The sequence below is a fragment of the Massilia genomosp. 1 genome (assembly GCF_011682185.1).
In the GTDB taxonomy this organism is placed as follows: domain Bacteria; phylum Pseudomonadota; class Gammaproteobacteria; order Burkholderiales; family Burkholderiaceae_D; genus Telluria_A; species Telluria_A rubra.
Window position 1 is genome coordinate 43,898 of record NZ_WHJF01000030.1, and the last position, 25,889, is coordinate 69,786.

24 protein-coding genes are annotated in these 25,889 nt (G+C 63.1%); 15 read left to right on the plus strand and 9 right to left on the minus strand.

The window, feature by feature from the left end:
• Positions 1 to 20: 20 nt before the first annotated feature.
• The 4 genes from lpdA to F1735_RS13695 all read right to left on the minus strand — a co-directional run bounded on the left by lpdA (position 21) and on the right by F1735_RS13695 (position 6,080).
• On the minus strand, positions 21 to 1,454 hold the full coding sequence (gene lpdA, locus F1735_RS13680) for a dihydrolipoyl dehydrogenase (protein ID WP_167237445.1): 1,434 nt from the start codon (positions 1,452 to 1,454) through the stop codon (positions 21 to 23).
• Between the two features lie 16 nt (positions 1,455 to 1,470).
• Positions 1,471 to 1,812, minus strand: coding sequence for a PspC domain-containing protein (locus tag F1735_RS13685; RefSeq protein WP_167237446.1), 342 nt, complete (start codon positions 1,810 to 1,812; stop codon positions 1,471 to 1,473).
• 60 nt (positions 1,813 to 1,872) lie between these two features.
• Positions 1,873 to 3,156 carry a 2-oxoglutarate dehydrogenase complex dihydrolipoyllysine-residue succinyltransferase gene (gene odhB / locus F1735_RS13690; RefSeq protein ID WP_167237447.1) on the minus strand — a complete coding sequence of 428 codons (1,284 nt, stop codon included), beginning with the start codon at positions 3,154 to 3,156 and terminating at the stop codon, positions 1,873 to 1,875.
• A 68-nt stretch (positions 3,157 to 3,224) separates the two neighbouring features.
• Positions 3,225 to 6,080, minus strand: a complete 2,856-nt coding sequence (locus tag F1735_RS13695) for a 2-oxoglutarate dehydrogenase E1 component (RefSeq protein WP_167237448.1) — start codon at positions 6,078 to 6,080, stop codon at positions 3,225 to 3,227.
• Between the two features lie 421 nt (positions 6,081 to 6,501).
• Here F1735_RS13695 and F1735_RS13700 point away from each other — a divergent pair, with 421 nt between their 5' ends.
• The 9 genes from F1735_RS13700 (at position 6,502) to F1735_RS13740 (ending at position 15,777) form a co-directional block, all read left to right on the plus strand.
• Complete coding sequence (locus tag F1735_RS13700; protein WP_167237449.1) at positions 6,502 to 7,140, plus strand: PepSY-associated TM helix domain-containing protein; 639 nt, start codon at positions 6,502 to 6,504, stop codon at positions 7,138 to 7,140.
• A 34-nt stretch (positions 7,141 to 7,174) separates the two neighbouring features.
• Positions 7,175 to 7,690 (plus strand): DUF2271 domain-containing protein, encoded by a 516-nt coding sequence (locus tag F1735_RS13705; RefSeq protein ID WP_167237450.1) that lies wholly within the window; start codon positions 7,175 to 7,177, stop codon positions 7,688 to 7,690.
• Between the two features lie 9 nt (positions 7,691 to 7,699).
• Positions 7,700 to 8,536 (plus strand): DUF4198 domain-containing protein, encoded by an 837-nt coding sequence (locus F1735_RS13710; RefSeq protein ID WP_229505758.1) that lies wholly within the window; start codon positions 7,700 to 7,702, stop codon positions 8,534 to 8,536.
• The gene (locus tag F1735_RS13715) at positions 8,537 to 9,547 is read left to right on the plus strand and encodes an FAD:protein FMN transferase (protein WP_167237451.1); all 1,011 of its coding nucleotides are present in this window, start codon (positions 8,537 to 8,539) and stop codon (positions 9,545 to 9,547) included.
• Positions 9,547 to 10,887, plus strand: coding sequence for a sulfite reductase subunit alpha (locus F1735_RS13720; RefSeq protein WP_373888519.1), 1,341 nt, complete (start codon positions 9,547 to 9,549; stop codon positions 10,885 to 10,887). The genes F1735_RS13715 and F1735_RS13720 overlap by 1 nt, the downstream gene beginning before the upstream one ends.
• A gap of 296 nt (positions 10,888 to 11,183) precedes the next feature.
• Positions 11,184 to 12,431, plus strand: a complete 1,248-nt coding sequence (locus F1735_RS13725; RefSeq protein WP_167237453.1) for a sensor histidine kinase — start codon at positions 11,184 to 11,186, stop codon at positions 12,429 to 12,431.
• Between the two features lie 94 nt (positions 12,432 to 12,525).
• Positions 12,526 to 14,166 carry a phosphoethanolamine transferase gene (locus F1735_RS13730; RefSeq protein ID WP_229505759.1) on the plus strand — a complete coding sequence of 547 codons (1,641 nt, stop codon included), beginning with the start codon at positions 12,526 to 12,528 and terminating at the stop codon, positions 14,164 to 14,166.
• Positions 14,167 to 14,182: 16 nt separating this feature from the next.
• Complete coding sequence (locus F1735_RS13735) at positions 14,183 to 14,914, plus strand: phosphatase PAP2 family protein (protein WP_373888518.1); 732 nt, start codon at positions 14,183 to 14,185, stop codon at positions 14,912 to 14,914.
• Between the two features lie 263 nt (positions 14,915 to 15,177).
• Positions 15,178 to 15,777, plus strand: a complete 600-nt coding sequence (locus F1735_RS13740) for a DedA family protein (protein ID WP_167237454.1) — start codon at positions 15,178 to 15,180, stop codon at positions 15,775 to 15,777.
• A gap of 63 nt (positions 15,778 to 15,840) precedes the next feature.
• On the opposite strand, the gene F1735_RS13745 is transcribed toward F1735_RS13740, so the two are convergent.
• Entirely contained in the window at positions 15,841 to 16,488 is a 648-nt protein-coding gene (locus F1735_RS13745) for an EamA family transporter (protein ID WP_445081575.1), read from the minus strand.
• Between the two features lie 135 nt (positions 16,489 to 16,623).
• On the opposite strand from F1735_RS13745, the gene F1735_RS13750 reads away from it, so the two are divergent.
• From F1735_RS13750 to F1735_RS13770, 5 genes are all read left to right on the plus strand, one after another.
• Positions 16,624 to 18,915 carry a catecholate siderophore receptor Fiu gene (locus tag F1735_RS13750; RefSeq protein ID WP_167237455.1) on the plus strand — a complete coding sequence of 764 codons (2,292 nt, stop codon included), beginning with the start codon at positions 16,624 to 16,626 and terminating at the stop codon, positions 18,913 to 18,915.
• A gap of 177 nt (positions 18,916 to 19,092) precedes the next feature.
• Entirely contained in the window at positions 19,093 to 19,773 is a 681-nt protein-coding gene (locus F1735_RS13755; RefSeq protein ID WP_167237456.1) for a Fe2+-dependent dioxygenase, read from the plus strand.
• 58 nt (positions 19,774 to 19,831) lie between these two features.
• A complete protein-coding gene (locus tag F1735_RS13760) occupies positions 19,832 to 20,215 on the plus strand; it encodes a BlaI/MecI/CopY family transcriptional regulator (protein WP_166894011.1) in 384 nt (127 codons plus the stop codon).
• 83 nt (positions 20,216 to 20,298) lie between these two features.
• A complete protein-coding gene (locus F1735_RS13765) occupies positions 20,299 to 20,910 on the plus strand; it encodes a hypothetical protein (protein ID WP_167237457.1) in 612 nt (203 codons plus the stop codon).
• A 102-nt stretch (positions 20,911 to 21,012) separates the two neighbouring features.
• Positions 21,013 to 21,573: a 2OG-Fe(II) oxygenase gene (locus F1735_RS13770; protein ID WP_222852987.1), complete on the plus strand. Its 561-nt coding sequence runs from the start codon at positions 21,013 to 21,015 to the stop codon at positions 21,571 to 21,573.
• A 136-nt stretch (positions 21,574 to 21,709) separates the two neighbouring features.
• Here F1735_RS13770 and F1735_RS13775 read toward each other — a convergent pair whose 3' ends face one another.
• Both F1735_RS13775 and F1735_RS13780 read right to left on the minus strand, forming a co-directional pair.
• Entirely contained in the window at positions 21,710 to 22,504 is a 795-nt protein-coding gene (locus tag F1735_RS13775) for a class I SAM-dependent methyltransferase (protein WP_167237458.1), read from the minus strand.
• A 136-nt stretch (positions 22,505 to 22,640) separates the two neighbouring features.
• A complete protein-coding gene (locus F1735_RS13780; RefSeq protein WP_167237459.1) occupies positions 22,641 to 23,594 on the minus strand; it encodes a ribonuclease Z in 954 nt (317 codons plus the stop codon).
• Positions 23,595 to 23,722: 128 nt separating this feature from the next.
• On the opposite strand from F1735_RS13780, the gene F1735_RS13785 reads away from it, so the two are divergent.
• The gene (locus F1735_RS13785; RefSeq protein WP_167237460.1) at positions 23,723 to 24,181 is read left to right on the plus strand and encodes a DUF421 domain-containing protein; all 459 of its coding nucleotides are present in this window, start codon (positions 23,723 to 23,725) and stop codon (positions 24,179 to 24,181) included.
• A 45-nt stretch (positions 24,182 to 24,226) separates the two neighbouring features.
• Here F1735_RS13785 and gluQRS read toward each other — a convergent pair whose 3' ends face one another.
• Together gluQRS and F1735_RS13795 are read right to left on the minus strand one after the other, a co-directional pair.
• Positions 24,227 to 25,135 carry a tRNA glutamyl-Q(34) synthetase GluQRS gene (gene gluQRS / locus F1735_RS13790; RefSeq protein ID WP_167237461.1) on the minus strand — a complete coding sequence of 303 codons (909 nt, stop codon included), beginning with the start codon at positions 25,133 to 25,135 and terminating at the stop codon, positions 24,227 to 24,229.
• 24 nt (positions 25,136 to 25,159) lie between these two features.
• Positions 25,160 to 25,657 (minus strand): nuclear transport factor 2 family protein, encoded by a 498-nt coding sequence (locus F1735_RS13795; protein WP_167237462.1) that lies wholly within the window; start codon positions 25,655 to 25,657, stop codon positions 25,160 to 25,162.
• Between the last annotated feature and the right edge of the window lie 232 nt (positions 25,658 to 25,889).

The window sequence follows — 25,889 nt, forward strand, 5'->3', positions numbered from 1 at the left end:
GCGCCCGGCGGGGTACTTATTTAGAAGTTCAAGGTACGCTTGTCGACGGCGAGCGCGGCTTCCTTGGTCGCTTCGGACAGCGATGGATGGGCGTGGCAGATGCGGGCAATGTCTTCCGCCGATGCGCGGAATTCCATCGCGACGACCGCTTCCGAAATCAGTTCGGACGCCATCGGGCCGACGATATGCACGCCGAGGATTTCATCGGTGCTGGCATCGGCCAAAAACTTGACCATGCCCGAGGTGTCGCCCAGCGCGCGCGCACGGCCGTTGGCCATGAACGGGAAGGTGCCCGCCTTGTAGGCCACGCCGGCCGCTTTGAGCTGCTGCTCGGTCTGGCCAACCCACGCGATTTCCGGCGAGGTGTAGATCACCCACGGAATCGTGTTGAAGTTGGTGTGGCCATGCTGGCCGGCGATACGCTCGGCCACGGCAACGCCTTCTTCTTCGGCTTTGTGGGCCAGCATCGGGCCGCGCACCACGTCGCCCACCGCCCACACGTTCGGCAGGTTGGTCTTGCAGTCGTCGTCCACGGCGATGAAGCCGCGTTCATCCAACTTCAGGCCGACGCTGTCCGCGCCCAGGCCGATGGTGTTCGGCACGCGCCCGATCGAGATGATCAGCTTGTCGAACACGGCGCTCTGCGCTTCGCCGGCGGCGTTGGCATAGTCCACGGTGACGTTGTTGGCGCCGGCGGTGACTTTGCCGATCTTGACGCCCAGGTTGATCGCCAGGCCCTGCTTGGTAAACAGCTTGTGCGCTTCCTTGGCGATCTGCTCGTCGACCGCGCCGAGGAACGTAGGCAAGCCTTCCAGCACCGTGACCTTGGCGCCCAGGCGGCGCCATACGCTGCCCATTTCCAGGCCGATCACGCCGGCGCCGATCACGCCGAGGGTGGCCGGCACGGCGTCGATGGTCAGTGCGCCGGTGTTCGACAGGATCAGTTTTTCATCGAACGGTGCGCCCGGCAGTTCACGCGCGTTCGACCCCGTGGCGATGATGACATGCTTGGCCGCGAGCGTGTCGGCGTTGGCGCCGGTGACGCTGACCTGGTAGCCACCTTCAGCGGCGCCGGAGAACGCACCGCGCCCGTGGAAGAAGGCGATCTTGTTTTTCTTGAACAGGAACAGGATGCCGTCGTTGTTTTGTTTGACGACGGTGTCCTTGCGCTTCAACATTTGCGGCAGGTTCAGCGACAGGCCGGCGACGTCGATGCCGTGCTCGGCGAAAGCATGGCCGGCGTGCTCGAAGTGCTCGGACGATTGCAGCAGCGCCTTCGATGGAATGCAGCCGACGTTGGTACACGTGCCGCCCGGCGCCGGAGCGCCCTTGGCGTTGGACCATTCATCGATACAGGCCACCTTGAAACCCAGTTGCGCGGCACGGATGGCGGCGATGTAGCCGCCAGGACCGGCGCCGATGACAAGCACGTCGAATTGTTTTGCGTCACTCATTATTGATTCCCTTGATTTATTCTTCTGGTACGAATACCCACATCAGCAGGTAGATCAGCAGGCCAAGCAGGAAGTACAGGGTAAAGACCGTAAACACCAGCCGCCATACCCAGGCATCCATGCCCGATACCCTGGCCAGGCCGCCGCACACGCCCGAGATCCAGCGGTCGCCGCGGGTGCGGCGCAGGCGCGAGAACTCGCTGGCGAGGTCGCCGTTGCCGGGACCGGGACCGGGACCAAGGCTGGCCCGCTCTTGCTCGGCCAGCAGGCGTGCCTTGGCCTGTGAAAATTCGGCGTCGGAGAGCGCGCCGGCTTGATGCAGTTCGTGCAAACGCTTGATTTCGTCGGAGATATTCAATTATCCACCCATCCAAAACAAGGGCGAAGCACGCGCTGCAAGCGAGCGCACGCTTCGTGCTTACAGGTCCAGCAGCAAACGCGCCGGATCTTCCAGCGTTTCCTTCATCGTGACCAGGCCCAGGACAGCTTCGCGGCCGTCGATGATGCGGTGATCGTACGACATCGCCAGGTAGTTCATCGGACGCACCACAACGAGGCCGTTTTCGACGACGGCGCGGTCCTTGGTCGCGTGGACGCCCAGGATGGCCGACTGCGGCGGGTTGATGATCGGGGTCGACAGCATCGAACCGAAGGTGCCGCCGTTCGAGATCGAGAAGGTACCGCCGGTCAGGTCGTCCAGGGTCAGCTTGCCTTCCTTGGCTTTCTGGCCGAATTCACCGATTTTCTTTTCGATTTCGGCGATCGACATCTGGTCGGCGTTGCGCAGGATCGGCACCACCAGGCCGCGCGGCGAACCGACCGCGATGCCGATGTCGAAGTAGCCGTGGTAGACGATGTCGTTACCGTCGACCGACGCATTGATGATCGGGTACTTTTTCAGCGCGGCGACAGCGGCCTTCACAAAAAAGGACATGAAGCCCAGCTTGACGCCGTGCTCTTTCTCGAACTTGTCCTTGTACTTGTTGCGCAGGTCGATCACCGGCTGCATGTTCACTTCGTTGAACGTGGTCAGGATGGCATTGGTCGACTGCGACATGACCAGGCGCTCGGCGATACGGGCGCGCAGGCGGCTCATCGGCACGCGCTCTTCCGGGCGCTCGCCCAGGTTGGCGGCGGCAGGCGCTGCGATCTGCTGCAGCGGGGCCTTGGCCGGCGCGGCTGGCGCGGCCAGCGGGGCTGGCGCCGCTGGCTTGACGCCACCGGAGCTTGCGGAACCGAGCGCACCGAGGACGTCGCCCTTGGTCACACGGCCATCGCGACCGCTGCCGGCAACGTCGGAAGTGGTCAGCTTGTTATCGGCCAGCAGCTTGGCGGCGGCCGGCATGGCGACATTCGATTTCGAGGCGATCGCGCTGATCGCGGCGGCCACCGGATCGGCGGCGGCTTGGGCAACTTGCACCGGTGCGCTCGAGATTTGCAGCGGGCTCACTTGTGCGGAGGCTTCGGTGTCGATGATGGCGATGACTTCGCCGGCGACGACGGTCGCACCGTCGGCCTTGAGGATCTGGGTGATGATGCCGGCGTTCGGCGCAGGCAGTTCGAGGACGACCTTGTCGGTCTCGATATCGATCATGTTTTCGTCGCGCGCGACTGGCTCGCCGACTTTTTTGTGCCACGACAGCAGGGTCGCTTCCGCTACCGATTCCGACAGGACTGGGACTTTGACTTCAATTTGTGCCATGTAAAACTCCGTGTATTGTTTTTAGCAGCGCCCCGCCGAAGGGTGATCGCAGCGGCGGGGCGTGGTGATTATTTGGTCAGGATGAAACCCTTGAGCTTCGAGAAGGCCGTTTCCAGCAATTCCTTCTGCTGCGCATTGTGCTTGTCGCCATAACCGACGGCAGGCGATGCCGAAGCCGGACGGCCTGCGTACGCAAGGCGCTGGCCCGATTCGAGGCTCTCGAAGATGTTGTGCTGGATCTGGAACCACGGTCCCTGATTCTGCGGCTCATCCTGGGTCCACACCACTTCGGTCGCGTTCGGGAACTTTTTGAGTTCAGCCGCGAACGACTTGTGCGGGAACGGATACAGCTGTTCGACACGGATGATGGCGGTATCGAGCTGGTTGCGCGTTTTGCGGCTGTTGACCAGGTCGTAGTAGACCTTGCCCGAGCAGGCGATCACGCGCTTGACCTTCTTGGCATCGATTTTCTCGTCGACTTCACCGATCACGGTGTGGAAGACGCCCTTGGCCAGTTCGGTCAGCGGCGAGCTGGCATCCTTGTTACGCAACAGCGACTTCGGCGTCAGGATGACCAGCGGTTTGCGGAACTGGCGCACCATCTGGCGACGCAGCAGGTGGAAAATCTGCGAGCCGGTGGTTGGCTGCACGACTTGCATATTGTTGTCCGCGCACAGCTGCAGGAAGCGTTCAGGACGCGCCGACGAGTGCTCCGGCCCCTGGCCTTCGTAACCGTGCGGCAGCATCATCACGAGGCCCGACGCGCGGCCCCATTTGACTTCGCCCGACGCGATAAACTGGTCGATCACGACCTGGGCGCCGTTGGCGAAGTCGCCGAACTGGGCTTCCCAGATGGTCAGGGTATTCGGTTCGGCGGTCGAGTAACCGTATTCGAACGCAAGCACGGCTTCTTCCGACAGCACCGAATCGATGACCACGAACGGCGCCTGGCCTTCCGACACATTGCACAGTGGGACATAGGTGCCTGCATCCCAACGCTCGCGGTTCTGGTCGTGCAGCACGGCGTGACGGTGGGTAAAGGTACCGCGCCCGGCATCCTGGCCCGACAGGCGGATGGCGTAGCCGGACGAAACCAGCGAAGCGTACGCGAGATGCTCGCCCATGCCCCAGTCCAGGTTCAGTTCACCACGGCCCATGGAGGCGCGGTCGGCCAGCACTTTCTCGACCAGCGAGTGGACCTTGAAATTTTCTGGCAAGGTGGTGATGCGGGTCGCCAGGCGTTTGAGTTCCGTCATCGGCACGGCGGTGTCGGCGCTGTCGGTCCATTTGCGGTTCAGGAACGGCAGCCAGTCGACCGCGTACTTGTTCTTGAAGTTCGAGATGACCGGATCGATCGTGTGCTTGCCGGCGTCCATGGCGTCGCGGTAAGCGGACACCATTTTGTCGCCGCCGTCGGCCGCCAGGGTGCCCTGGGCGATCAGCTTGTCGGCGTACAGCTTGCGGGTGCCCGGATGCTGGCCGATTTTCTTGTACATCAGCGGCTGGGTCAGCGCCGGGGTATCTTGTTCGTTGTGACCGAGTTTACGGTAGCAGATGATGTCGACAACGACGTCTTTCTTGAACTGGACGCGGTAGTCGAGCGCGATTTGCGTCGCCAGCACGACCGCTTCAGGGTCGTCGCCGTTCACGTGCAGGACCGGCGCTTCGATCATCTTGACCACGTCCGAGCAGTACAGGGTCGAACGCGCATCGCGCGGGTCGGACGTGGTGAAACCGATCTGGTTGTTGATCACGATGTGTACCGTGCCGCCCGTGCCGTAGCCGCGGGTTTGCGCAAGGTTCAGCGTTTCCATGACCACGCCCTGGCCAGCGAAGGCGGCGTCGCCGTGGACCAGGATCGGCAGCACTTGCGCGCCATCCTTGTCGCCGCGACGCTCCATGCGCGCCTTGACCGAACCTTCGACGACCGGGTTGACGATCTCGAGGTGCGACGGGTTAAACGCCAACGACAGGTGGACCGGACCGCCGGCGGTCGAGATGTCGCTCGAAAAGCCCTGGTGGTACTTGACGTCGCCCGACGGCAGGTCGTCGCCGTGCTTGCCTTCGAATTCTTCGAACAGTTCCTGCGGCGACTTGCCCAGGGTGTTGACCAGGACGTTCAGGCGGCCGCGGTGGGCCATGCCGATGACGATCTCCTGCACGCCTTTTTCACCGGCGCGCTGGATGGTTTCGTCGATCGAGGCGATGAAGGACTCGGAGCCTTCCAGCGAGAAGCGCTTGGCGCCGACGTACTTGGTGTGCAGGTAGCGTTCCAGGCCTTCGGCGGCGGTGAGGCGCTCGAGGATGTGGGCTTTTTTCTCGGCCGTGAAGTTCGGGGTCGAGCGGATCGCTTCGAGTTTCTCCTGCAGCCAGCGTTTTTCCGCCGGATCGCCGATGTACATGAATTCGGCGCCGATCGAACGGCAGTAGGTATCGCGCAGGAAGTTCAGCAGGTCGCGCAGGGATGCGGTTTCAGGGCCGAAGTAGGTATTGCTGATGTTGAAGACGATGTCCATGTCGGCATCGGTGAAACCGTAGAAGCTTGGCTCGAGTTCGGGAATCATCGGGCGTTCCTGGCGCTGCAGCGGGTCCAGGTTGGCCCACTGCGAGCCGAGATAGCGGTAAGCGGCGATCAACTGGGTGACGGCGACCCGCTTGCGCCCCATTTCTGCGTCGGTGGACGCGGTCACGACACGGATCGGGCCTGCCTTGGCGCGCTCGGCGAACGAGGCGATGACGGAAGCGTGGGCTACGTCGGGTTTGTTGGAGCCGTCGACCGCAGGGACGTTCTGCATGGAGTCGAAATAGGCACGCCAGTTGTCCGGCACCGAGCCTGGGTTGTCGAGATAAGCCTCGTACAGCTCTTCAACGTACGGCGCGTTACCACCGAACAAATAGGAGTTCGCGGTTTGGTCTTGCATCATCTTGCTCACCTTTCTTCGCGCTTCGCGAGTTTGGCGGGTTAATCTAACCTTCCGCGACACGGCCTGACCGGTTAGCGGATCGCACATCAAGTTGTGGGGAAGGACTTGTAAAGCTCGCAGCATTCTTACGACGTCGGAAGAATAGCACGCGTATTGTAGCCTAACATTCCACCTTGCGAAAAAAGTTGCCGATCATCTTTTTGTCTTGGACGATAACAAAATCCCCGCAATGTCGCGAATTTGTGACATTGCACAAGTTTATCGCGCGTTAAGCGCGCGATTTCTTGCGCTAGCTCAGGGCCCATATCGGTCCGATATGATTGAAAACAAGTGATTGTTGCGTATTGTAAATGTCTATTGAAGCCATTGACCGCGCAAATGATAATAGTTATCATTTGCGTTTAGTTGACGGAAGCACCCGATGTCCACCCCCGCCACGCTCCCCAGCGCCAGCCGCGCCGCCTGGCTCAAGAACCTGCACCGCTGGCACTGGATCAGCTCGGCCTTGTGCCTGATGGGCATGCTGTTATTCAGCCTCACCGGCATCACGCTCAACCACGCCACCCAGATCGAAGCCAGGCCGGCCGTCAGCAAGCGCAAGGCGACCCTGCCGGCGCCGCTGCGGCGCGACCTGGAGCAGGCGGCCAGCCGGCACGCCGACGCCCGCGCCCCCCTGCCCCCGCGCGTGGCCGGCTGGGCCGAGCGCGAGTTCGGCCTGGACCTCGGCGCCAACGACGCCGAATGGACCGGGGAAGACGCGTATGTGGCCCTGCCGCGACCGGGCGGCGACGCCTGGCTGCGCATCGCCGTCGATGGCGCCGCCGAATTCGAAAAAACCGATCGCGGCATGGTTTCCTGGCTCAACGACCTGCACAAGGGCCGCAACGCCGGTCCGGTATGGGGCTGGTTCATCGATATGTTCGCGCTGGCCTGCGTGGTGTTTTCGCTGACCGGTTTTTTGATCATGAAACTGCACGCCGCCAACCGCCCGTCCACCTGGCCGGTGATCGGCGCCGGCATCCTGCTGCCGCTCTTGCTGGCCCTTTTGTTTACCCACTAATCCACTTACCAACTACCCACTACGCCTGCCACCCATGAAACTACAGCACACGCTTGCCCTTACCCTTCCCATGCTGAGCGGCTGGGCCGTCGGCGCCGATCTCGCCGTCAAGTTCGAGATTCCGCAACTGAACGTGGCCGAATACCACCGCCCGTACGTGGCCATGTGGCTCGAGCGCGCCGACCAGAGCGTGGCGGCCAACCTGTCGGTGCTGTACGACGTCAAGAAGAAAGACAACGCCGGCACCAAGTGGGTCAAGGACCTGCGCACCTGGTGGCGCAAGGCCGGGCGCGATGTGGAATTGCCGATGGACGGCGTGAGCGGCGCCACGCGCTCGGCCGGCGAGCAGACCATCAGCTTCGGCCCGGCCCGCACCGGCATCGACAAGCTGCCGGCCGGCGACTACAAGCTGGTGATCGAAGCGGCGCGCGAATCGGGCGGGCGCGAACTGGTGCGCGTTCCCTTCACCTTGCCGCTCAAGGGCAAGCAAACCTTCAGCGCGCGCGGCAAGGAAGAACTTGGCGCGGTTTCCCTCCAGATCACCCCTTAAGTGAAGACAATGACCAACACCATGATGAAAAAGACCCTGCTCGCGCTGACCCTGGCCGCCGTCTCCCTGAGCGCCTCCGCCCACCGTGGCTGGCTGTATCCGCAGTCGACCATGGTCGAGTCAAAAGAGCCATGGGTCACCATCGACGGCGCCATTTCGGAAGGCCTGTTCGAGGTCGACCACGTCGCCCTCAAGCTCGACGCGGCCACCGTCACCGATCCGGATGGCGTGGTCACGGCGGCGCCGGCCGGCTACATGGGCAAGCAGCGCAGCACCTTCGACCTGAAGATGGCCAAGAACGGCACCTACAAGATCAGCATCGTCAGCCGCAACGTGATGGCCAGCTACAAGGACAAGGCTGGCGAGACCAAGCGTTTCCGTGGCAGCGAAGAAGCCTTCGCCAGGGAAGTGCCGGCCGATGCGCCCGAACTGAAAACCACCTACGCGCACCAGCGCCTCGAGACGTTTGTCAGCGCCAACAAGACCAGCGACGGCGCCTTGAAGCCAAGCGGCGTGGGACTGGAGATGATCGCGCTGACTAATCCGACCGACCTGCGCGCCGGCGAAACGGCCAGGTGGCGCTTCCAGCTCGATGGCAAGCCGCTGCCGAAGTTCGCCTTCAGCCTGATTCCGGGCGGCGTGCGCTATCGCGGCGTGCTCGGTGAAGTGCGCCTGGAGACCGACGCCAAAGGCGAGGTGGCCGTGACCTTGCCGGCGGCCGGCATGTACTGGCTCAACGCGGGCTTTCCGGCGGCCCAGCCGAAAGGCCCGGCGGTAGCCGCCGACGCCCCGGCCGTGACGCGCCGCTACAGCTACGCCGCCACGCTCGAAGTGTTGCCAGAGTAAATGCGACGCCGCGTTCTCGTACCGCTGGCCATCGGGCCGGCCCTGCCGCCGCGCACCAGCGTGCTCCATGAGCTGGGCGGCGCCACCATGGGCACCAGTTGGTCGGCGCGGGTGATGGCCCCGCCCGACGCGAGGCCGTCCATGGCGGACGCCTTGCAGCGCCAGCTCGACCTGGTGGTGGCGCAAATGAGCCACTGGGAACGCGACTCGAACCTGAGCCGTTTCAACAGCGCCCCGGCCGGCAACTGGCACCGCCTGCCGGATGCCTTTTTCACGGTGCTCAGTTACGCGCTGGAGGTGGCCGAGGACAGCGGCGGCGCCTACGACCCGTGCGCCGGCGCCCTGGTCAACGCCTGGGGCTTCGGCGCGCGCCAGCGCTACAACGAAGCCAATTTCTACGCGCCGCTGCCGGCGGCTGTCCAAGCCATCGTGGCGCGCGCCGACCGCCAGCGCCTGCAACTGGATCGCGCCAGCCGGCGCGCGCTGCAAGCGGGCGGCGTGCAGATCGACCTGTCGTCGGTGGCCAAAGGCTACGCGGTGGACCTGCTGGCACGCTGCCTGGAAGCACAGGGACTGTTTCACTATCTGGTGGAAATCGGCGGCGAGCTGCGCGGCGCCGGCACCAAGGCCGACGGCCAGCCGTGGTGGGTCGCGCTCGAAGGCGTGCCCGGCGCGGGCGACGGCGCCGGCCCGACCACGGTGGCGCTGCACGGCCTGGCCGTCGCCACCTCGGGCGACTACCGGCGCTACTTCGAGCACGGCGGCCGGCGCGCCTCGCACACGCTCGATCCGCGCAGCGGCGCGCCGATCCGCAACGACGTGGCGTCGGTCACCGTGCTGCATGCCGAATGCATGGCCGCCGACGCCCTCTCGACGGCGCTGTCGGTGCTCGGTCCCGAGGAGGGTCTGGCGCTGGCCGAGCGCCGCAAGCTGGCGGCGCGCTTTTTGCTGCGCCATGAGGGCGGCCTGCGGGAAGTCGTCTCCAGCGCCTACCAGGAATTACTGCAATGATGACTGTCGATCCGGTCCGCTGGGGCGGCGCCGCCGCCTTTGTTGCGGCCTATGCGCTCATGTGCCTGGGCCTGCTGCGTACACGGCGCGCCATGCGCAAGGACAGCGGCGGCGCGCATGCCGACTGGCTGGTGGCCTATGCCAGCCAGACCGGCACCGGCGAAGCGCTGGCCGGGCATACCGTGGCAACCCTGCGCACCGGCGGCCTGTCGGCGCGCGCGCTCAGCGTCGAGCAACTTGACGAAGCCACCTTGCGCGGCGCGGCGCGCATCCTGTTCATCGCCAGCACCTATGGCGAGGGCGATGCGCCCGACAGCGCGGCGCGCCTGGCGCGCCTGCTCGACCAGCCGGGAATGGCGCTGGGCCAGCTGCATTACGCGCTGCTGGCGCTGGGCGACAGCAGCTACGCCAATTACTGCGGCTTCGGGCGGCGCCTGGACGCCGTCCTGCAAGCGCGCGGCGCCCAGGCGCTGTTCGCGCGGGTCGAGGTGGACCGTGGCCGCGGCGCCGCCATCGAAGCCTGGCTGCATCACCTGAGCCACCTGGCCGGCACCAGCGACGCCCCCGACTGGAGCGCGCCAGGCTATGGTCACTGGCGCATCGCAGCGCGCCGCCTGCTCAATCCCGGCAGCGCCGGCGCGCCGGTATACCGCATCGACCTGCTGCCGGCCGAAGGCGACTTGCCGGCGTGGGAGGCGGGCGACCTGGTGCAAGTGAGCGCGCCGGGCGACCCGGATTATCCGCGCGAGTATTCGATTGCCTCGACCATGGCCGAAGGCCGCCTGTCGCTGCTGGTGCGCCTGCACGTGCGCGACGATGGCAGCGTCGGACTGGCGTCGGGCTGGCTGTGCCGCGAGGCGCGGGACAGCGCGCCGGTGCTGCTGCGCGTGCGCCAGCACAGCCGCTTCCGGATTGGCGGGAACGCCGGCAGGCCCCTGATTTTGATCGGCAACGGCACCGGCATCGCCGGCCTGCGCGCGCACCTGAAAAGCCGCGTCGACGCGGGTCAGGCGCGCAACTGGCTGGTGTTCGGCGAGCGCAATGCCGCGCACGACCACTTCTGCGCCGACGACATCGCCGCGTGGCACCAGGCCGGCATGGTCGACACGCTCAGCCTGGTGTTTTCGCGCGACGGCGCCGCCGAACGCTATGTGCAGCACGCGCTGGCGGCGCAAGCCGCGCAGCTGCGCGACTGGGTGGCCGAGGGCGCGGCGATCTATGTCTGCGGCAGCCTGCACGGCATGGCCGGGGCCGTGCATGAAACCTTGGAAAGCGTGCTTGGCGGCGACACCCTCGCCATGCTCGACGAGAGCGGCCGCTACCGTCGCGATGTGTATTAAGCGTATTTTTATGTCCGAAATCTTTCGAACCTGAAAACCGGCCACGAGCCCCTTCCCGCCCGCTACCAGCGCGACGATGCGTCGAACGCGTTGCCAAGACTGTTTCTCGCGTAATGCGTGCGGCGGGCCGTGCTGCGGGCAAGCTGCGGCATGCCTGCCGCCCTGACGGCTGTCCCGGGAGCGCGTGACCTGGACGGAGGCAGTGTGCGGCAAAAATTTGTGCTTATGCAAAGGGATTTTGTTGTTTTTTCTCTTGTGTGTAGACTTGCTGCATTCTTCACGGCCGGTTTCCAGTCATGCATCAGCACTTTCACTCCCTAGGCCGGCGCATCGTGCGCGCCTATCTGCTCTTCTCGCTCGGTACCTGCATCCTGTTCTCGATTGCCGCCGCAATTGTCGTGGAAGGAATCGAATCGCGTCTGGTCGATGAGCGCTTGAAAGATATCGCTGCTTGGGCCTCGCCTCGCCACGCGGGCAGACTTCCGGTCGAAATGCCGGCAGGCGTGAGCTTTCATCACGGCCCATCGATTCCCCAATCGCTGCGCAATTTGCCCGCAGGCGTGCATGACGTGACGGTCGATGGCATCGGACTGCATGTCTTTGCCGGACGCGATGCCAGCGGCCCATTCGTCGTCGTCGACCATGCCTCCGATTACGAGGAGGTGGAGCTGGCGGTCTACAGCTTGCTGCTGGTCGGCCTTGTCGTTTTCATCGCCATGTCGCTCTTGCTGGGGCGTTTCGTGGGACAGCGCGTGGTCGGCCCGATCGCCGAACTGTCTGCGGCGGTGGCCGAGCGGCGCGGCGAACTCCCCTTGCAGGACAATCAGGATGAATTAGGCGTCCTGGCACGCGCCTTTGCCGGCCACACTGCGGAATTACAAGTCTTCCTGGAACGGGAGCGCAGCTTTACGGGAGATGTCAGCCACGAATTGCGCACGCCCTTGACCGTCATTGCCGGCGCCGCCGAAATCCTGGTCGAGGCCACGCACGGCCAAGCGCAGTTGCACGCGCCAGCCGAGCGTATCGTGCGCGCAGCAAAAGACGCGGCGGACAGCGTCGGCATACTCTTGCTGCTGGCGCGTTCGCCCGACCTGATCGAATCGGAGCCGATATCGATGGCGCAGCTTGCTCGGGAAGAAGTCGCGCGCTATCAGGGTTTGCTTGGTGACAAGCCGCTCGTCCTGACCTTTGGGGGCGGCGATGATTTTGTCGTGCATGCCCCGCTCCGTTTGCTTTCCGCGGCACTCGGCAATCTGATACGCAATGCCTGCCTGTATACCGATGAGGGCCGGATCACCGTTTTCCTCGAGGCCAGCACGATCGTTGTTTCCGACACCGGCCACGGTTTGCCCGCTGCGGTGCTGTCCATTTTAAACGACCCTGCCGCATCGGCCAGAACGCGGGGATCCGAAGGCACAGGCTTGGGACTGGCGCTGGTCAAGCGCATTTGCCGGTTTATGCATGCTGAATTTTTAGTCAGCAGCGTGGCGGGAGGCGGGACATGCTGCTATATTCGGTTTGCGGGAGATTTAACGAAAAATTAACATCTGTCTCACACGAAGTTGACGTCGTCTTGGGTAGTCTGCGGATCATACCGCCGGAATAGGCCGCTGGTCATTGGCACGCTGGGAAACGCGATTGAAACTGAGTATCTCCATCCGCATCAATACCCTCGCTGTTCCCCTGGCCGCTGCTGTCATTCTGGTAGGCGGCTACAATCTGGCGTTCTGGACGCGTTTTATCCACGCCACAGGCGGCTTGGCACTGCCTCATTTGCCGATACAGGCCGGCATGTTCCTGATGCTGGTACTGGCCTTCGGCGCCTGCCTTGCGCTGGTCAATTTTCGCTATATCTTCAAGCCCGTTCTGATCGCCCTGTTTCTGGCCACCTCGGCGGCGAGCTACTTCATGAACCAGTACGGCACCGCAATCGATTGGTCGATGGTGCAAAACGTCGTCGAAACCGATGCGCGCGAAAGCGCCGATCTGCTGTCGCTGAAAATGCTCGCGACAATGTTGCTGATGGGCGGCCTGCCGTCGCTGCTGCTGGCCGCCGCCGACCTGCGCTACCCGAGCGCCGGCCGCCAGCTGCTGCGCAACCTCGGTATCGCCATGGCCGCGTTTGCCGGAGCCATCATCCTGCTCATGCTCATGTTCAAGACACTGGCGCCGACCTTGCGCGAACACCGCGACCTGCGCTTCCTGCTCACGCCGACCAACTACCTCCAGGCGATCAATGGCTATGCCAAGCGCAAATGGAGCACGCCGATTGTCGTGTCGCCGCTCGGAACCGATGCCAGCAAAGGGCCGGCCTGGAACGGCATCGCCAGGTACACCGTGACCGTCATGGTGGTCGGCGAAACTGCGCGCGCCCGCAATTTTTCCTTGAATGGCTATGCGCGCCAGACCAATCCGCGCCTGGCGCAGCAGGAGGGCCTGATCAATTTCACGCGCATGCAGTCCTGCGGCACAGCCACGGCGGTGTCGGTGCCGTGCGTCTTTTCCGCCCTTGGACGGCATGGCTACTCGGATACCAAGGCGCGATCCCAGGAAGGATTGCTCGACGTCCTCAAACATGCCGGGATCGATGTGATCTGGCGCGACAACAATTCGGGCTGCAAGGGGGTGTGCGACCGGGTGCAATACGTGGATGTGTCCAAGCCGGAACCGGGCAACCCGCTTTGTCAAACGGAGGAATGCTTCGACGAACGCCTGCTGGAAGGCTTGCCGGAATTGATACGGAACGCCAAGCGCGACCTGGTAATCGTGCTGCACCAGAAAGGAAGCCACGGACCGGCCTACTGGAAGCGCTATCCTGCCCGCTTCAAGCAGTTTCAACCGACCTGTGAAACCAACGAGTTGGCAAAATGCAGCAGGGAAGCCATTGTCGCCGCCTACGACAACACCATCCTGTATACCGACTACGTACTGAGCAAGACCATCGGGATGCTGGCGCAAGCGAGCCTGAACGATAACGTCGACACCGCCTTCCTGTATTTTTCGGACCATGGCGAATCGCTCGGCGAAAACAATATGTATCTGCACGGCGCGCCCTACATCATCTCGCCGCCGGAACAGCGCCACGTTCCCTTCATGTTGTGGATGTCGGACGGATTCAGTGCGCGCTTCAAGCTCGACCGCCAATGCCTCGCCGCCCGCGCCAACCAGGATTTTTCACACGATAATATTTTTCATTCAACGCTTGGCATGCTTGCCATAAATACTGCCGTCTACAACCCCAAACTGGACCTGTTTAATGCCTGTACCCGTGCCAGCTGATTTTGCCCGCAGCCCAGTGCCAGCGACCGATCCCGCTTTTGCGGGCGTGCGCGCTACGCGCATGAGCTCGGTACGCTGGATCGGCCTGGCGCTGTTCCTTGCCTTCCCTGTGCTGATCGCCTGGATCGGGATGTGCACCGATATCGACCTGCTCCTGGCCGATGCAGCCTTCGATCCGCAGCGCCGGATCTTTCCGTGGCGCGACGCGTGGATCGCCGACACGTTCAGTCACGTCGTGCTCAAGCGAATACTGATCGCGCTGGCGGCCGCCTTCGTGGTGGCCGCACTGTGGGACCTGGTGGCGCCGCGCCGCTGGAGCTGGCTGCGGCGCTATCAGATCAGGGTGGTAGCCCTGTCCGCCGTGATGGTTCCACTGAGTATCTCCCTGTTGAAGCAATCGAGCGATTCGCACTGCCCCTGGGACTTGACGCGCTACGGCGGCAGCGAACCCTACGTGCGGCTGATGCAGATGCTTCCTGTGGGAAGCGAACCGGGACATTGCCTGCCGGCGGGCCATGCCTCAAGCGCCTTGTGGCTGATGTCGATTGCCGTCTTCTTTCTTCCCGCCCGTCCGAACGCCGCCATGAGCGTGTTCGTCACGATGATCGGCTTCGGATTCGCGCTGGGCTGGCTGCAGCAAATGCGCGGCGCCCATTTTTTGACACACACCCTATGGTCAATCTGGATTGCGGTGTTCCTCGTGGCCACCATTGCCACCGCGCTAGACCGGCGCAGGCTTGCCCCGTGACCCGACGTTGCAGCAAGCATCGCCATGCCGGGCCATTACCCGCGGTCCGGTAGCGGCGGGTCGCCAAGCTGCCGACGTGCGAGCCGTCAATTCTTTCATGACCATAAGATTTAACAAGAAATTAACAGGCATCTCACGTTGCGTTAACACTATCGTTCTTAGACTGAAACCTAAATGAACTGAACGCTGGCGTAGACCATCGAGCTTTAGTGGCGGCGTCGGTTTCCTGCCGTGTCATGCACACCACCCGAGAAGGAGCCGATTTGTTTGATTTCATTGTCCAGCTCATTGCCGAAACCGGCTATACCGGCGTCTTCCTGTTGATGATGTTTGAAAACATCTTTCCACCTCTGCATTCGGAATTAATCATGCCGTTTGCCGGTTTTAGCGCGAGCCGCGGCGAACTCAATGCGATTGGCGTGGTCTTGGCCGGGACAGCCGGATCGGTCGCCGGCGCCATGCCGTGGTATTTTGCCGGCAAATGGATTGGCCGGGAGCGCCTGTGCGCGTGGGCGGGAAAGCATGGCAGATGGCTGACTCTGTCTGCGGCCGAGCTCGACAAAGCCTTGTCCGCCTTCACCAGGCATGACATGCCCGTCCTGATTTTCGGGCGGCTCGTGCCGGCAATCAGAACCCTGATTTCCGTGCCCGCCGGGGTGGCAGGCATCGCGCTGCTGCCCTTCCTGGCCTATTCGGCAGGGGGATCGCTGCTGTGGGTGTGCGCCCTGACGGGGGCCGGGTATGTCCTGCAAGAAAACTTCGAAGCGGTCGCAAGCTACGTCGATCCGGTGGCGACGGCGCTGGTCGCCCTGGCCGTCCTCACCTACCTGTATCGCCTCGTACAGTTTCGCAGCAGCCGGTGAGCAAGCCGTGACCGGCACACGCATGGCGCGTTGCGGCGCTGGCCGGACGCGACCGGATGACGATCAACGTTTCAGCGCAAGCACCAGCACACCGCTCGCCACCAGGGCAATGCCGCCCCAATCGCGCAACGAGGGGCGTTCGCCGAGGAACACGACGGCGAACAGGGCCACCAGCACCACGCTGAACTTGTCCACAGGCGCAACTTGTGACGCTTCGCCGAGCTGGAGCGCACGAAAATAACAGACCCACGAAGCACCGGTAGTCAAGGCCGACAACCCGAGAAACAGCCAGGTCTTCGGCGCAAGGCTGGCAGGACTGATCCATTTATGCGTGTACAGCACAAAGGCTGTCAACACAAAGGTGATCAAGATCGTCCTGACCAAGGTGGCAAAGTCGGCATCCACGCCAGCAATACCAATCTTGGCGAAAATCGCGGTCAGCGCCGCGAATACCGCCGACAGGATCGCCCAGTAGAACCAGTGTTCGCCCGTTAGCATGTACGCTTCCAGAGTTGAGAGCCGATTGAGTGTAGCGCGAAACGGCGCGGCGCGAAACAGGCGCGGCCCCCGCTGGCGGGTCCTCCCGGAAACGGGACGGCACCGCTGGCGCTCAGCGAGCGTAGCGCAGGCGATGCCGATGGCCCCCGGCAGCGCCACGTGCAGCACCGTGCCAGACTGTCCATGCCGGATAGCAATATCCAGAAACCACAATCTCGACCCACTCCAAAATAGTAATGAGAATCTTACTGATAACGATTCTCATTTACATGGTTGACCATTTCTCCTACAATAACTAGCTTGTTGGCAATTATGTCCGACCCACCCCACGTCGAAGAAGAGAAACAGATGGCCCCGATCAAAAGCCGCAAGCACGCGCAATCCCGTTTCAATCAACACATGAGCGCCGCGCTTGCCGCGCTGCTGGTCCCGGTAGCGGCGCATGCCGCCGCCGACGCACCGCAGGCCAAAACCTTGCCGGAAGTCCAGGTCATCAGCAAAACCGGCGAGGAAGCCGGCAACGACTTCAAGGCCGAACGCGCCGCCTCGCCCAAGTACACCGAAATCCTGCTCAACACCGCGCAAACGGTGACCGTCATCAAGAAAGAACTGATCATGCAGCAAGGCGCGGTGACCTTGACCGAGGCCCTGCGCAACACGCCCGGCGTGGGCACCTTCTTCCTCGGCGAGAACGGCAACACGACCACCGGCGACACCATCTACATGCGCGGCTTCGATTCGTCGACCAGCATTTTTGTCGATGGCGTGCGCGACATCGGCTCGATTTCGCGCGACGTCTTCAACGTCGAACAGCTCGACGTGCTCAAAGGCCCGGCCGGCACCGACACCGGGCGCTCGTCGCCGACCGGCTCGGTCAACATGGTGAGCAAGCAAGCGGTGATGGAGTCCGGCACGACCGGCACGGTGGTGGCCGGCAGCGGCAAGCAAAAGCGCGCCACGCTCGACTACGCGAGCGTCATGAGCGCCGAAAAAGGGGTTGCCTTTCGCCTCAACGCGCTGGCGCAGGACAGCGGCACGCCGGGGCGCGATGTGGTCAAGAACAAGCGCTGGGCGCTGGCGCCGTCGCTCGCCTTCGGCCTGAACAGCCCAACCCGCGTTTACCTGAACTACCTGCACGTGGACCAGGACAATGTGCCGAGCGGCGGCGTGCCGACCATCGGCCTGCCCGGCTACAAGAGCCCGGATGCGCGCACCTTCCTGAGCACGGCGGCGCGGGTCAACCCGGAGAATTTCTACGGTTCGGCCAGCGACTACGACCAGGTCAAGGCCGACATGTTCACCGTCAAGGTCGAGCATGATTTTTCGCCGACCGTGAAATTGCAAAACACCACCCGCTACGGCAAGACCTCGCAGGATTACCTGTTGACCGCCTTCATGGGCAACAGCGCCAACCTGAAAACGCCGGACGTCAACGACCCGTCGACCTGGACCATCACGCGCGGCAACCGCACCGTCAAGGACCAGTCCAACACCATTTTGACCAACCAGAGCGTGGCGACGGTGAACCTGGACCTGGGCGGCCTGAAGCATACTTTCGTGGGCGGCCTGGAGCTGACCAGCGAAGAGCAAACCAATTACAGCTACACGGGCGCCGGCACGATGGCGGTCGACTCGCTGTACGCGCCGAATCCCTACTCGCCGATCACCGGCCTGAACCTGGTACGCAACGGCGCGGGCACCAATGCCAAGGTCGATACCCAGAGCGTGTACCTGTTCGATACCATCAAACTGGGCGAGCAGTGGATTGTCAACGTCGGTGGCCGCATGGACCACTTCAACGTGAACTACAACGCCACCAGCCTGTCGACCGCGACCGCCAATCCGACCTTGCCGGTGGGTACCCTGGTGCCGACCAAGCTGAAGTTGAGCGACACGGTCGGCAACGGCAAGATCTCGGCCCTGTACAAGCCGACCAAGGACAGCAGCGTGTACGCCCTGATTGCCACCTCGAAGCAGCCGCCGGGCACCAATTTCTCGCTGTCGACGTCCGCCAACAGCGCCTCGAACCCGAAATATGATCCGCAGCAATCGACCACCACCGAAATCGGCACCAAGTGGGATTTCCTCAAGCAAAAGCTGTCGTTGACGGCGGCGGTCTACAAGACCACCGTCAAGAACGAGCTGGAGCAGGACCCGGTGGACTTGCTGTACTACCAGACCGGGCGCAAGCAGGTGAAGGGGATCGAGCTGGGCGTGACGGGTGAAGTGGCGCGCAACTGGCTGGTCAGTGCCGGGTATGCCCGCATGGATACGAAAGTAAACAATGGCAAGGTCGTCACCGCCAGCGGGATCAACAACCTGAACTACACACCGAAAGATGCGTTCACCTCGTGGACCTCGTACACCTTGCCGATGGGCCTGAAAGTGGGCGGCGGCGCGCGCTATGTCGGCAAGCTGCTGCGCGGCACCGATGGCGCGGTGGGCACGCCGGCGTTTGCCGATGCGTACTGGGTGGTCGATGCGATGGCGTCGTACAGCGTGAGCAAGAACGTCGATCTGCAGCTGAACTTGTACAATCTGGCGGACAAGCAATACATTGCGCAGATTAACAAGAGCGGTTATCGCTACACCCCGGGCGCGCCACGCTCGGCGAGTTTGACGGCGAATTTCCGGTTCTGATCGATTGTATTCGGTCGGCTTTACGATAACAGCCTACGCCCTCAAAACCGTCATTCCCGCGCAGGCGGGAATCCAAGTTCGAACCGAAGCCATAGGCGGCTCGACAGAATTGGGTTCCCGCCGAGGGCCGCCTTGGCGCGGGAACGACGGCGCATTACATTCAGCCACGGTTTCCCCATGATGCTCCACATCCCCCAAGTCCTCACCCCCGCCCAGGTCGCCGCCATGCGCCGCTCCCTCGACGCGGCCGACTGGACCGACGGCCGCGCCACGGTCGGCGCCCAGGGCGCCCAGGTCAAGCACAACGAGCAACTGCCCACCGACAGCCCCCTCGCAGCCGAACTGGGCCGCATTATCCTCGCGGCCCTGGCCGCCAATCCGCTCTACTTCGCCGCCGCCCTGCCCCTGCGCACCGTGCCGCCGCTGTTTAACCGCTACACCGGCGGCGGACACTACGGCGCGCATGTGGACGGCGCCGTGCGCAACGTGCCTGGCAGCGCCTTGCCGCTGCGTACCGATGTCTCCTGCACCCTGTTCCTGTGCGAACCCGAGGACTACGACGGCGGCGAACTGATCGTCAACGACACCTACGGCGTGCATGAAGTCAAACTGCCGGCGGGCGACATGATCGTGTACCCCTCGTCGAGCGTACACAAGGTCGAAGCGGTCACGCGCGGCAGCCGCGTCTGCTCTTTCTTCTGGGTCCAGAGCATGGTGCGCGACGATGCCCGGCGCGCCATGCTGCTCGAACTCGACCAGACTATCGTGCGCCTGCGCGCCCAACTGGGCGACAGCGCGGAAACCGTCGGCCTGACCGGGCATTATCACAACCTGCTGCGCATGTGGTCGGAGATCTGAACTGGACTTTCACTTCTAGATAATTTACTCTAGGTGCATTCCCACCGCTACCCTCCCCATGCCAGAACCGACCGCCATCCCCAAGCCCACCGCAGCGGAACTGGAAATGCTGCGCCTGCTGTGGCAACTCGGGCCGGCCAGCGCCAAACAGGTGCATCAGGCGGCCGTGGCCAGCCGTCCCGACATGGCGTACGCGACCGTACTACGCCTGCTTCAGTTAATGCACACCAAGGGTTTGCTCACGCGTGACGAAAGCGCCCGCGCGCATGTGTACGCGCCGGCGCAGCCGCAAGACTCGCTGCAGACCAGCCTGATCAAGGAACTGATCCACAAGGCGTTTTCGGGCTCCGGCAAGGAACTGGTGCTCGCCGCCCTGCGCGGGCACGTGAGCGCGCGTGAACGGGCGGAAATCCAGGCAATCCTGGACCAGGAACAAAAGTAGTCCCAAAAGTAGTCCCTCTTCATGCCTCATGCCTCATCCCTCGGGCGCGCAAAGCGCCCTTCATCCACCAACTGGAGTATGCGATGGGCACTTACGTGCATTACTCGCTCGGCGACAAAGATGGTGTCAAAACGGCGTTCCTTGCCGATCTGGGCGTCTTTCTCGCGTGGCTGGACCCGCGCATTGCAGAGTATCCCGATGAGTTCCCAGCGGGCATGCGGGAAAAGATCCTGGACTTCATGCGGCGTGGCGACGCCGCATTGATGACCGCCTCGCGCGAGGAAGCCAGGCTGATCGACCTGATTGTCGATGAATACTACTGGAACTTCAGCTTCGACAATCACCGTCATCCGGCGATCGATATCACGCCGTCCATGCACAAGTGGTATCGCTACGCCAGCGAGCTATCCGATGTCTTGCCGGCTGCCTCGGCCGTCGCCTGCGCGTATTATCGCGCGCTATTTCGCGGCTGTTCGCTGGCCGAATGCGACGCGCATGTCTACCAATCGCAAGACAGCGTCTTTCATCTGTCGTGGCTGTTGCCGGCGCAGGTAGTGGCATTGCTGGCCGAGCTGGCGCCCTTCGAGAGCGAACTCGATGACATGCAAGACGACCAGGCGGGCGTCTTGTGGGTACTCGTGTCGCTCCAGGAAGCCAAGCGCGCGCGGGCAAGCCTGATCGTGGCGATTGCCTGAGCGCGGCTGTCGATCATCTTAGTGATAAATTTATACTAAGTTAGTTGTGCGCAAACACTAAGTAAATTATGATGTGTTCATTCCAAGAGAAAATGAACCCATATGAACCCCACCATGCGCGTCGTCGAGAAAAATTCGGGAGCATTCGTTATCGAACACTTCCTCACCCCGGCCATGTGCCAGCATTACATCGCGCTCGGCGAAGAAGCCGGCTACGTACCGTCGGAAGTACAATTTAGTGGGGTCTCGCGGCGGGCGGAAGAGATCCGCAATAACGACCGCGTCATTTTCGACGATGCCGCGCTGGCCGTCTCGCTGTTCGAACAGGCGCGCGCCCTGCTGCCCGCCAGCATCGGCGACTGGACCTTGAGCGGCTTTAACGAACGGTTCCGTTTTTACCGGTATGGCCCGAAGGAGTACTTCAAGTGGCATACGGACGGCGTGTATGCCAGGTCGCCCGATGAAGCGAGTCGCCTGACATTCATGATTTACCTGAACGGCGACTTCGAGGGCGGCGATACGGAATTCAAGACCGAATTGATCAAACCGCAGCAAGGCGCGGCCCTGGTATTCCCGCACAAGCTGCCGCACCAGGGAACGGAAGTCATCGACGGCCTCAAATACGTGCTGCGGACCGACGTGATGTACCGCCGCGCGCAATGACGATGGCGGCATGCACGCCAACAATCCGAAAGCGAACAATGACAGCTGACAGCGTCGTCCTCTACCGCCCCACCGGCCCGGAGGAACGCGAACTGGTGCGCCAGCGCGGCGCAGGCAGGGTGTCCGCTACCGCAATTCAACCCGCTTTTCTTACCAGCAGCGTGGCCGGACGCAGCGAGCCGAAGGTGATGATGGTCGTGAGCAGCGCCTCGATGCGCGAGCCGATGCGCTCGACATGGGTGCAGCCGTTTCGCATGAAGCTCGCCTCGTACTCGCCGCCGTGGCGGATATCTTCAATCAGCGCGTGACCGCCCGGCCGTAATACGCGCGCCACTTCGCCGATCGCCTTGGCGCGGTCGCCGGCGTCGTACAGATTGTGGATGGCGGCACGCGAGACGACCACGTCGAACGAGGCATCCGCGAACGGCAGCGCACGCATATCGGCGGTTTTGATGTCCACCCGCGCCTCCACGCCCTCGCAGCGCGCATTGTCCAGCGTCGCTTCGGGCCGGTTGCCGGACAGATCTTCCGTTTGCCAGATGTCGATGCCGGTGGCGGTGCCTGTCGTCAAGCGCCGGGCGGCGCCGATCATCAACAGCCCGCGCCCGCAGCCAAGATCGAGCACCTGCTCCTTGCCGGTCCACGTCAGGCGTTGCAGCATTTTTTCGCGGTTGCGCAGCTTGCCGACTTTGCTTTCCCACACCATCCAGAGCGCGGTCAAGGGCAGGACAATGGCAAAGAAGCGCCCGCTATCGGCGACGCCAATCCGCAGTCCATCGGCGCCCAGCGGAATGAGCAGTTGCCCGGACCACAGTCCCAAGCTGGCCGAACCCCACAGCAACAGGCCGGCGATGGCCCCCAACACCAGATTGCGAACTACCTTCGGGGCGTCAAGGCCATAGTTGGCACGGCGCAGTTGCGGAGCGGTCATCGGGTTTCCTTTGAAATGGGTACACATGGGGAAGATGTATTTACTCGCAGAACAGTTGCGATACTAACACCAGCATGTCTGGCCAGATCGAAGTTTTCGATACATACACAGAAGGGCTAAGAGCGCGCAATCGCGCCTACAGCTTGCGCACCACCCCGGCCGCATCGAGCTCGTAGCTGGCAAAGTCCTCTGCCAGGAACAGATTGCCCGCGTAATGCAGGCGCGCCTCGGCGTCGAGTTCGGCCATGCCTGCCGGATTGTCGTAGCGCGCGCTGAAGTGGGTCAGGATCAGGTTCGGCAAGCCACGCTGCGTGGCGAACTGCGCCACGCGCTGCACCGAACTGTGGGTCGGCCCCGGCCCGACTTTTTGCAGGATGGCTTCGGTGTAGGTGGCCTCATGCACCAGCACCTGCGCCTCGGCGCAGGCCTCGCTGAGCAGCGCCGGGGTATCGTTGTCGCCGCCAATCACGGCCACCGCGCGTTGCACATCGGCCACGCGGAAATCGGCGGCGGCCAGCACGCCGCCATCGTCCAGCACGACGTCGACGCCGGCCTGCAATGTGCCCCACAGCGGACCGGAAGGCACGCCGCGCGCGCGCAGGGCCGCGCTGTCGAGCTTCCATTTACTGCTTTCCACGGCGAAGCGAAAACCCACGCTCGGGGCGCGGTGCGACAGGTGGTGGCGCTCGATGCGCAAGCCGCCCTCCTGATGCACCAGTTGTTCGCCGGCGACATCCACATGGATCAGCGGAAACGGCAGGAACAGCTCGGTGTGCAGCATGGTCGCGTCCAGCCAGGCCTTGACGGCCAGCGGCGCGATCAGGATCAGCGCCCGCTTGCGTCCGTTCATGGCGGCGCTGGCCAGCAATCCCGGCAAGCCGTAGCTATGGTCGCCATGGATGTGGGTGATGCAAATGCCGGCCAGGTCATGCACGCTCAGCGCGATGTGCTGCAGGCGATGCTGGGTGCCCTCGCCGCAATCGACCAGCCACCAGTCGCGGTTCAGGGCGGTTTGCAGCGCGAGCGCGGTGACGTTGCGGTTTTTGGTGGGGACGCCCGAGGACGTGCCTAAAAAGGTCAGTTTGAACATGCCATAGTATGCGCCAGCCGGGGCAGGGGCGCCACGCCGCGCACGCCGACGCAGCCCACGTCGGGCGCCGTTTCTTTACAATACGATCAATCCACAATCCACCACGCTCATCCTGAAAGGAATTGCACATGTTCGAGATGGACCATCCATGGTGGGAATTCGTCGTGCGCGGGGCGGCCGTGTATCTGATCCTGCTGCTCATGGTGCGCGTGTCGGGACGGCGCACGGTCGGCCAGTTCACGCCGTTCGACCTGCTGGTGGTGATGTTGCTCAGCGAAGCGGTATCGAACTCGCTCACGGGCGGCGATCAATCGCTGTTTGGCGGCTTCATCGTGGCGGCGGTACTGGTCGGGCTGAACATGACGATGTCGTTCATGTCGTCGCACAGCAAAAAAATGTCGGACATCCTCGACGGCAGCGCGGTGCTGCTCGGGCGCGACGGCGAGCTGTACGACAAGGTGATGAAACGCTGCCGCATTTCACGCGAAGAGGTCGACCAGGCGCTGCGCTGCTCCGATTGCGATATCAAGGACATGCGCTGCGCTTTCCTGGAAGCGGACGGCCAGATCACCATCCAGAGAAAGTAGATTCCTTGCCGCCTGTACCGGGCGCGATGCGCGTCGCGCGCGCACTCAGGCAGCGGCCAAAGGCAGCCCGATCCGGTTCGCCCAAGCGGGGATGGCGGCTTGCCAGAAGGCGCCCACCGAGCTTGCCTGCGCCAGCGGCAAGTGCAGAAAGGCGGCGCTGGCCCGCAGCGCCTCGACAGCCTGGCATTCGTCCGCGGGGGCGAGCGCCAGCGCGCCGGTCTGCTTGGACAGTTTTTCGCCATCCGGATTGCGCACCACCGGCACATGCAGGTAACGCGGGACAGGCACGCCCAGCAAGCGTTGCAGATAGATCTGGCGCGGGGTCGAATCGATCAGGTCGGCGCCGCGCACGATGTCGGTGACGCCCTGCTGCGCATCGTCGACCACCACCGCAAGCTGGTAGGCCCAGAAGCCATCGGCACGCTTGAGCACGAAGTCGCCCGACTCGCTGGACAGATGTTGCGCCACAGGGCCGGCGGCGCGGTCGGTAAAGGCGATCAGGTCGGCGTGGCCGGCAGGATCGGGCACGCGCACGCGCAGGCTGCGCATGGTCTTGCCGGGCGCCAGGCCGTGGCGGCAGGTGCCGGGATAGATGGCCGAGCCGTCGGGCGCGGTGCCGAGGCGGGAGTCGGCGATTTCGCGGCGGTTGCAGCCGCACGGGTAGAGGTGCGCGCCGAGTTGTTCGGCGGCGGCCTGGTACACGTGCTTGCGCCGGCTCTGCCAGAGCACCTCGCCATCCCACTTCATGCCCAGGGTGTACAGCAAGGCCAGGATGCCCTCGGCGGCGCCCGGCACGCTGCGGCCTTCGTCGACATCCTCGATGCGCACCAGCCAGCTGCCGTGATGCGCCCTGGCGTCCAGGTAGCTCGCCATGGCCGCCACCAGCGATCCCTGGTGCAGCGGCCCGCTCGGCGATGGCGCGAAACGGCCAATGTAATTGCTTCGGTTCGGCACGTGCGTATTCTCGCTCGCAGTCGTTTATTGCGCAGCCGGAGCGGCTTCAAAATCCTTGATCGTTTTGCTCACCTGGCCGGCCACCGGATTGGGAACGGCGATCGACAACTGATAATGCGCGATCTCGAATCCCTTGTCCGTCTTGTGCATCACGCCGCTGGCCTGGCAGACACCCATCCGGGTATCGAGCAGTTCGTCGAACCAGATGAATTTCTTGTCCGCCGACATATACACATTGCGCCTGGTCGCCTTGAACGACCAGGCCGAGCCCTTGTCGAAGAAACGCCTGGCCCACGCCTTGAACTGGTCGCGGTTCCACAGTTCGGTCTTGTCCGTGCCGATATACACGCCATGTTTCGCCATCTTGTCGAAATAGGCCGGCCGCGCGTGCGCCGCATCGTCGTGCCATTCATCGATGAAGGCGTTGATTTGCTTCGTATAAGGCGCCGCCGGGTCGGACGCTTGCGCGCACGCACCCAGGCTGACGATGAACAGGATGCAGGCCAGCAGGGTTTTCTTCATTCTGACTTTCCATGGACATGGTGGACCGGACGATGTGCGATTGTACACGTGCGCCATGACGCCGGCGCGTGTTCCCACATCGTCGCCTGGCGGAAAAACATTTGTTAGAGCCAATTGCAAAACGATTTTTCCGAACTGGCCGACATCAGGAGAGCACGATTTTTCATCGCTTTTTCGTGATATCGGAGGAAATCTGATCGGTTACGGCGGCGGAATCATGGCTAATCTCATT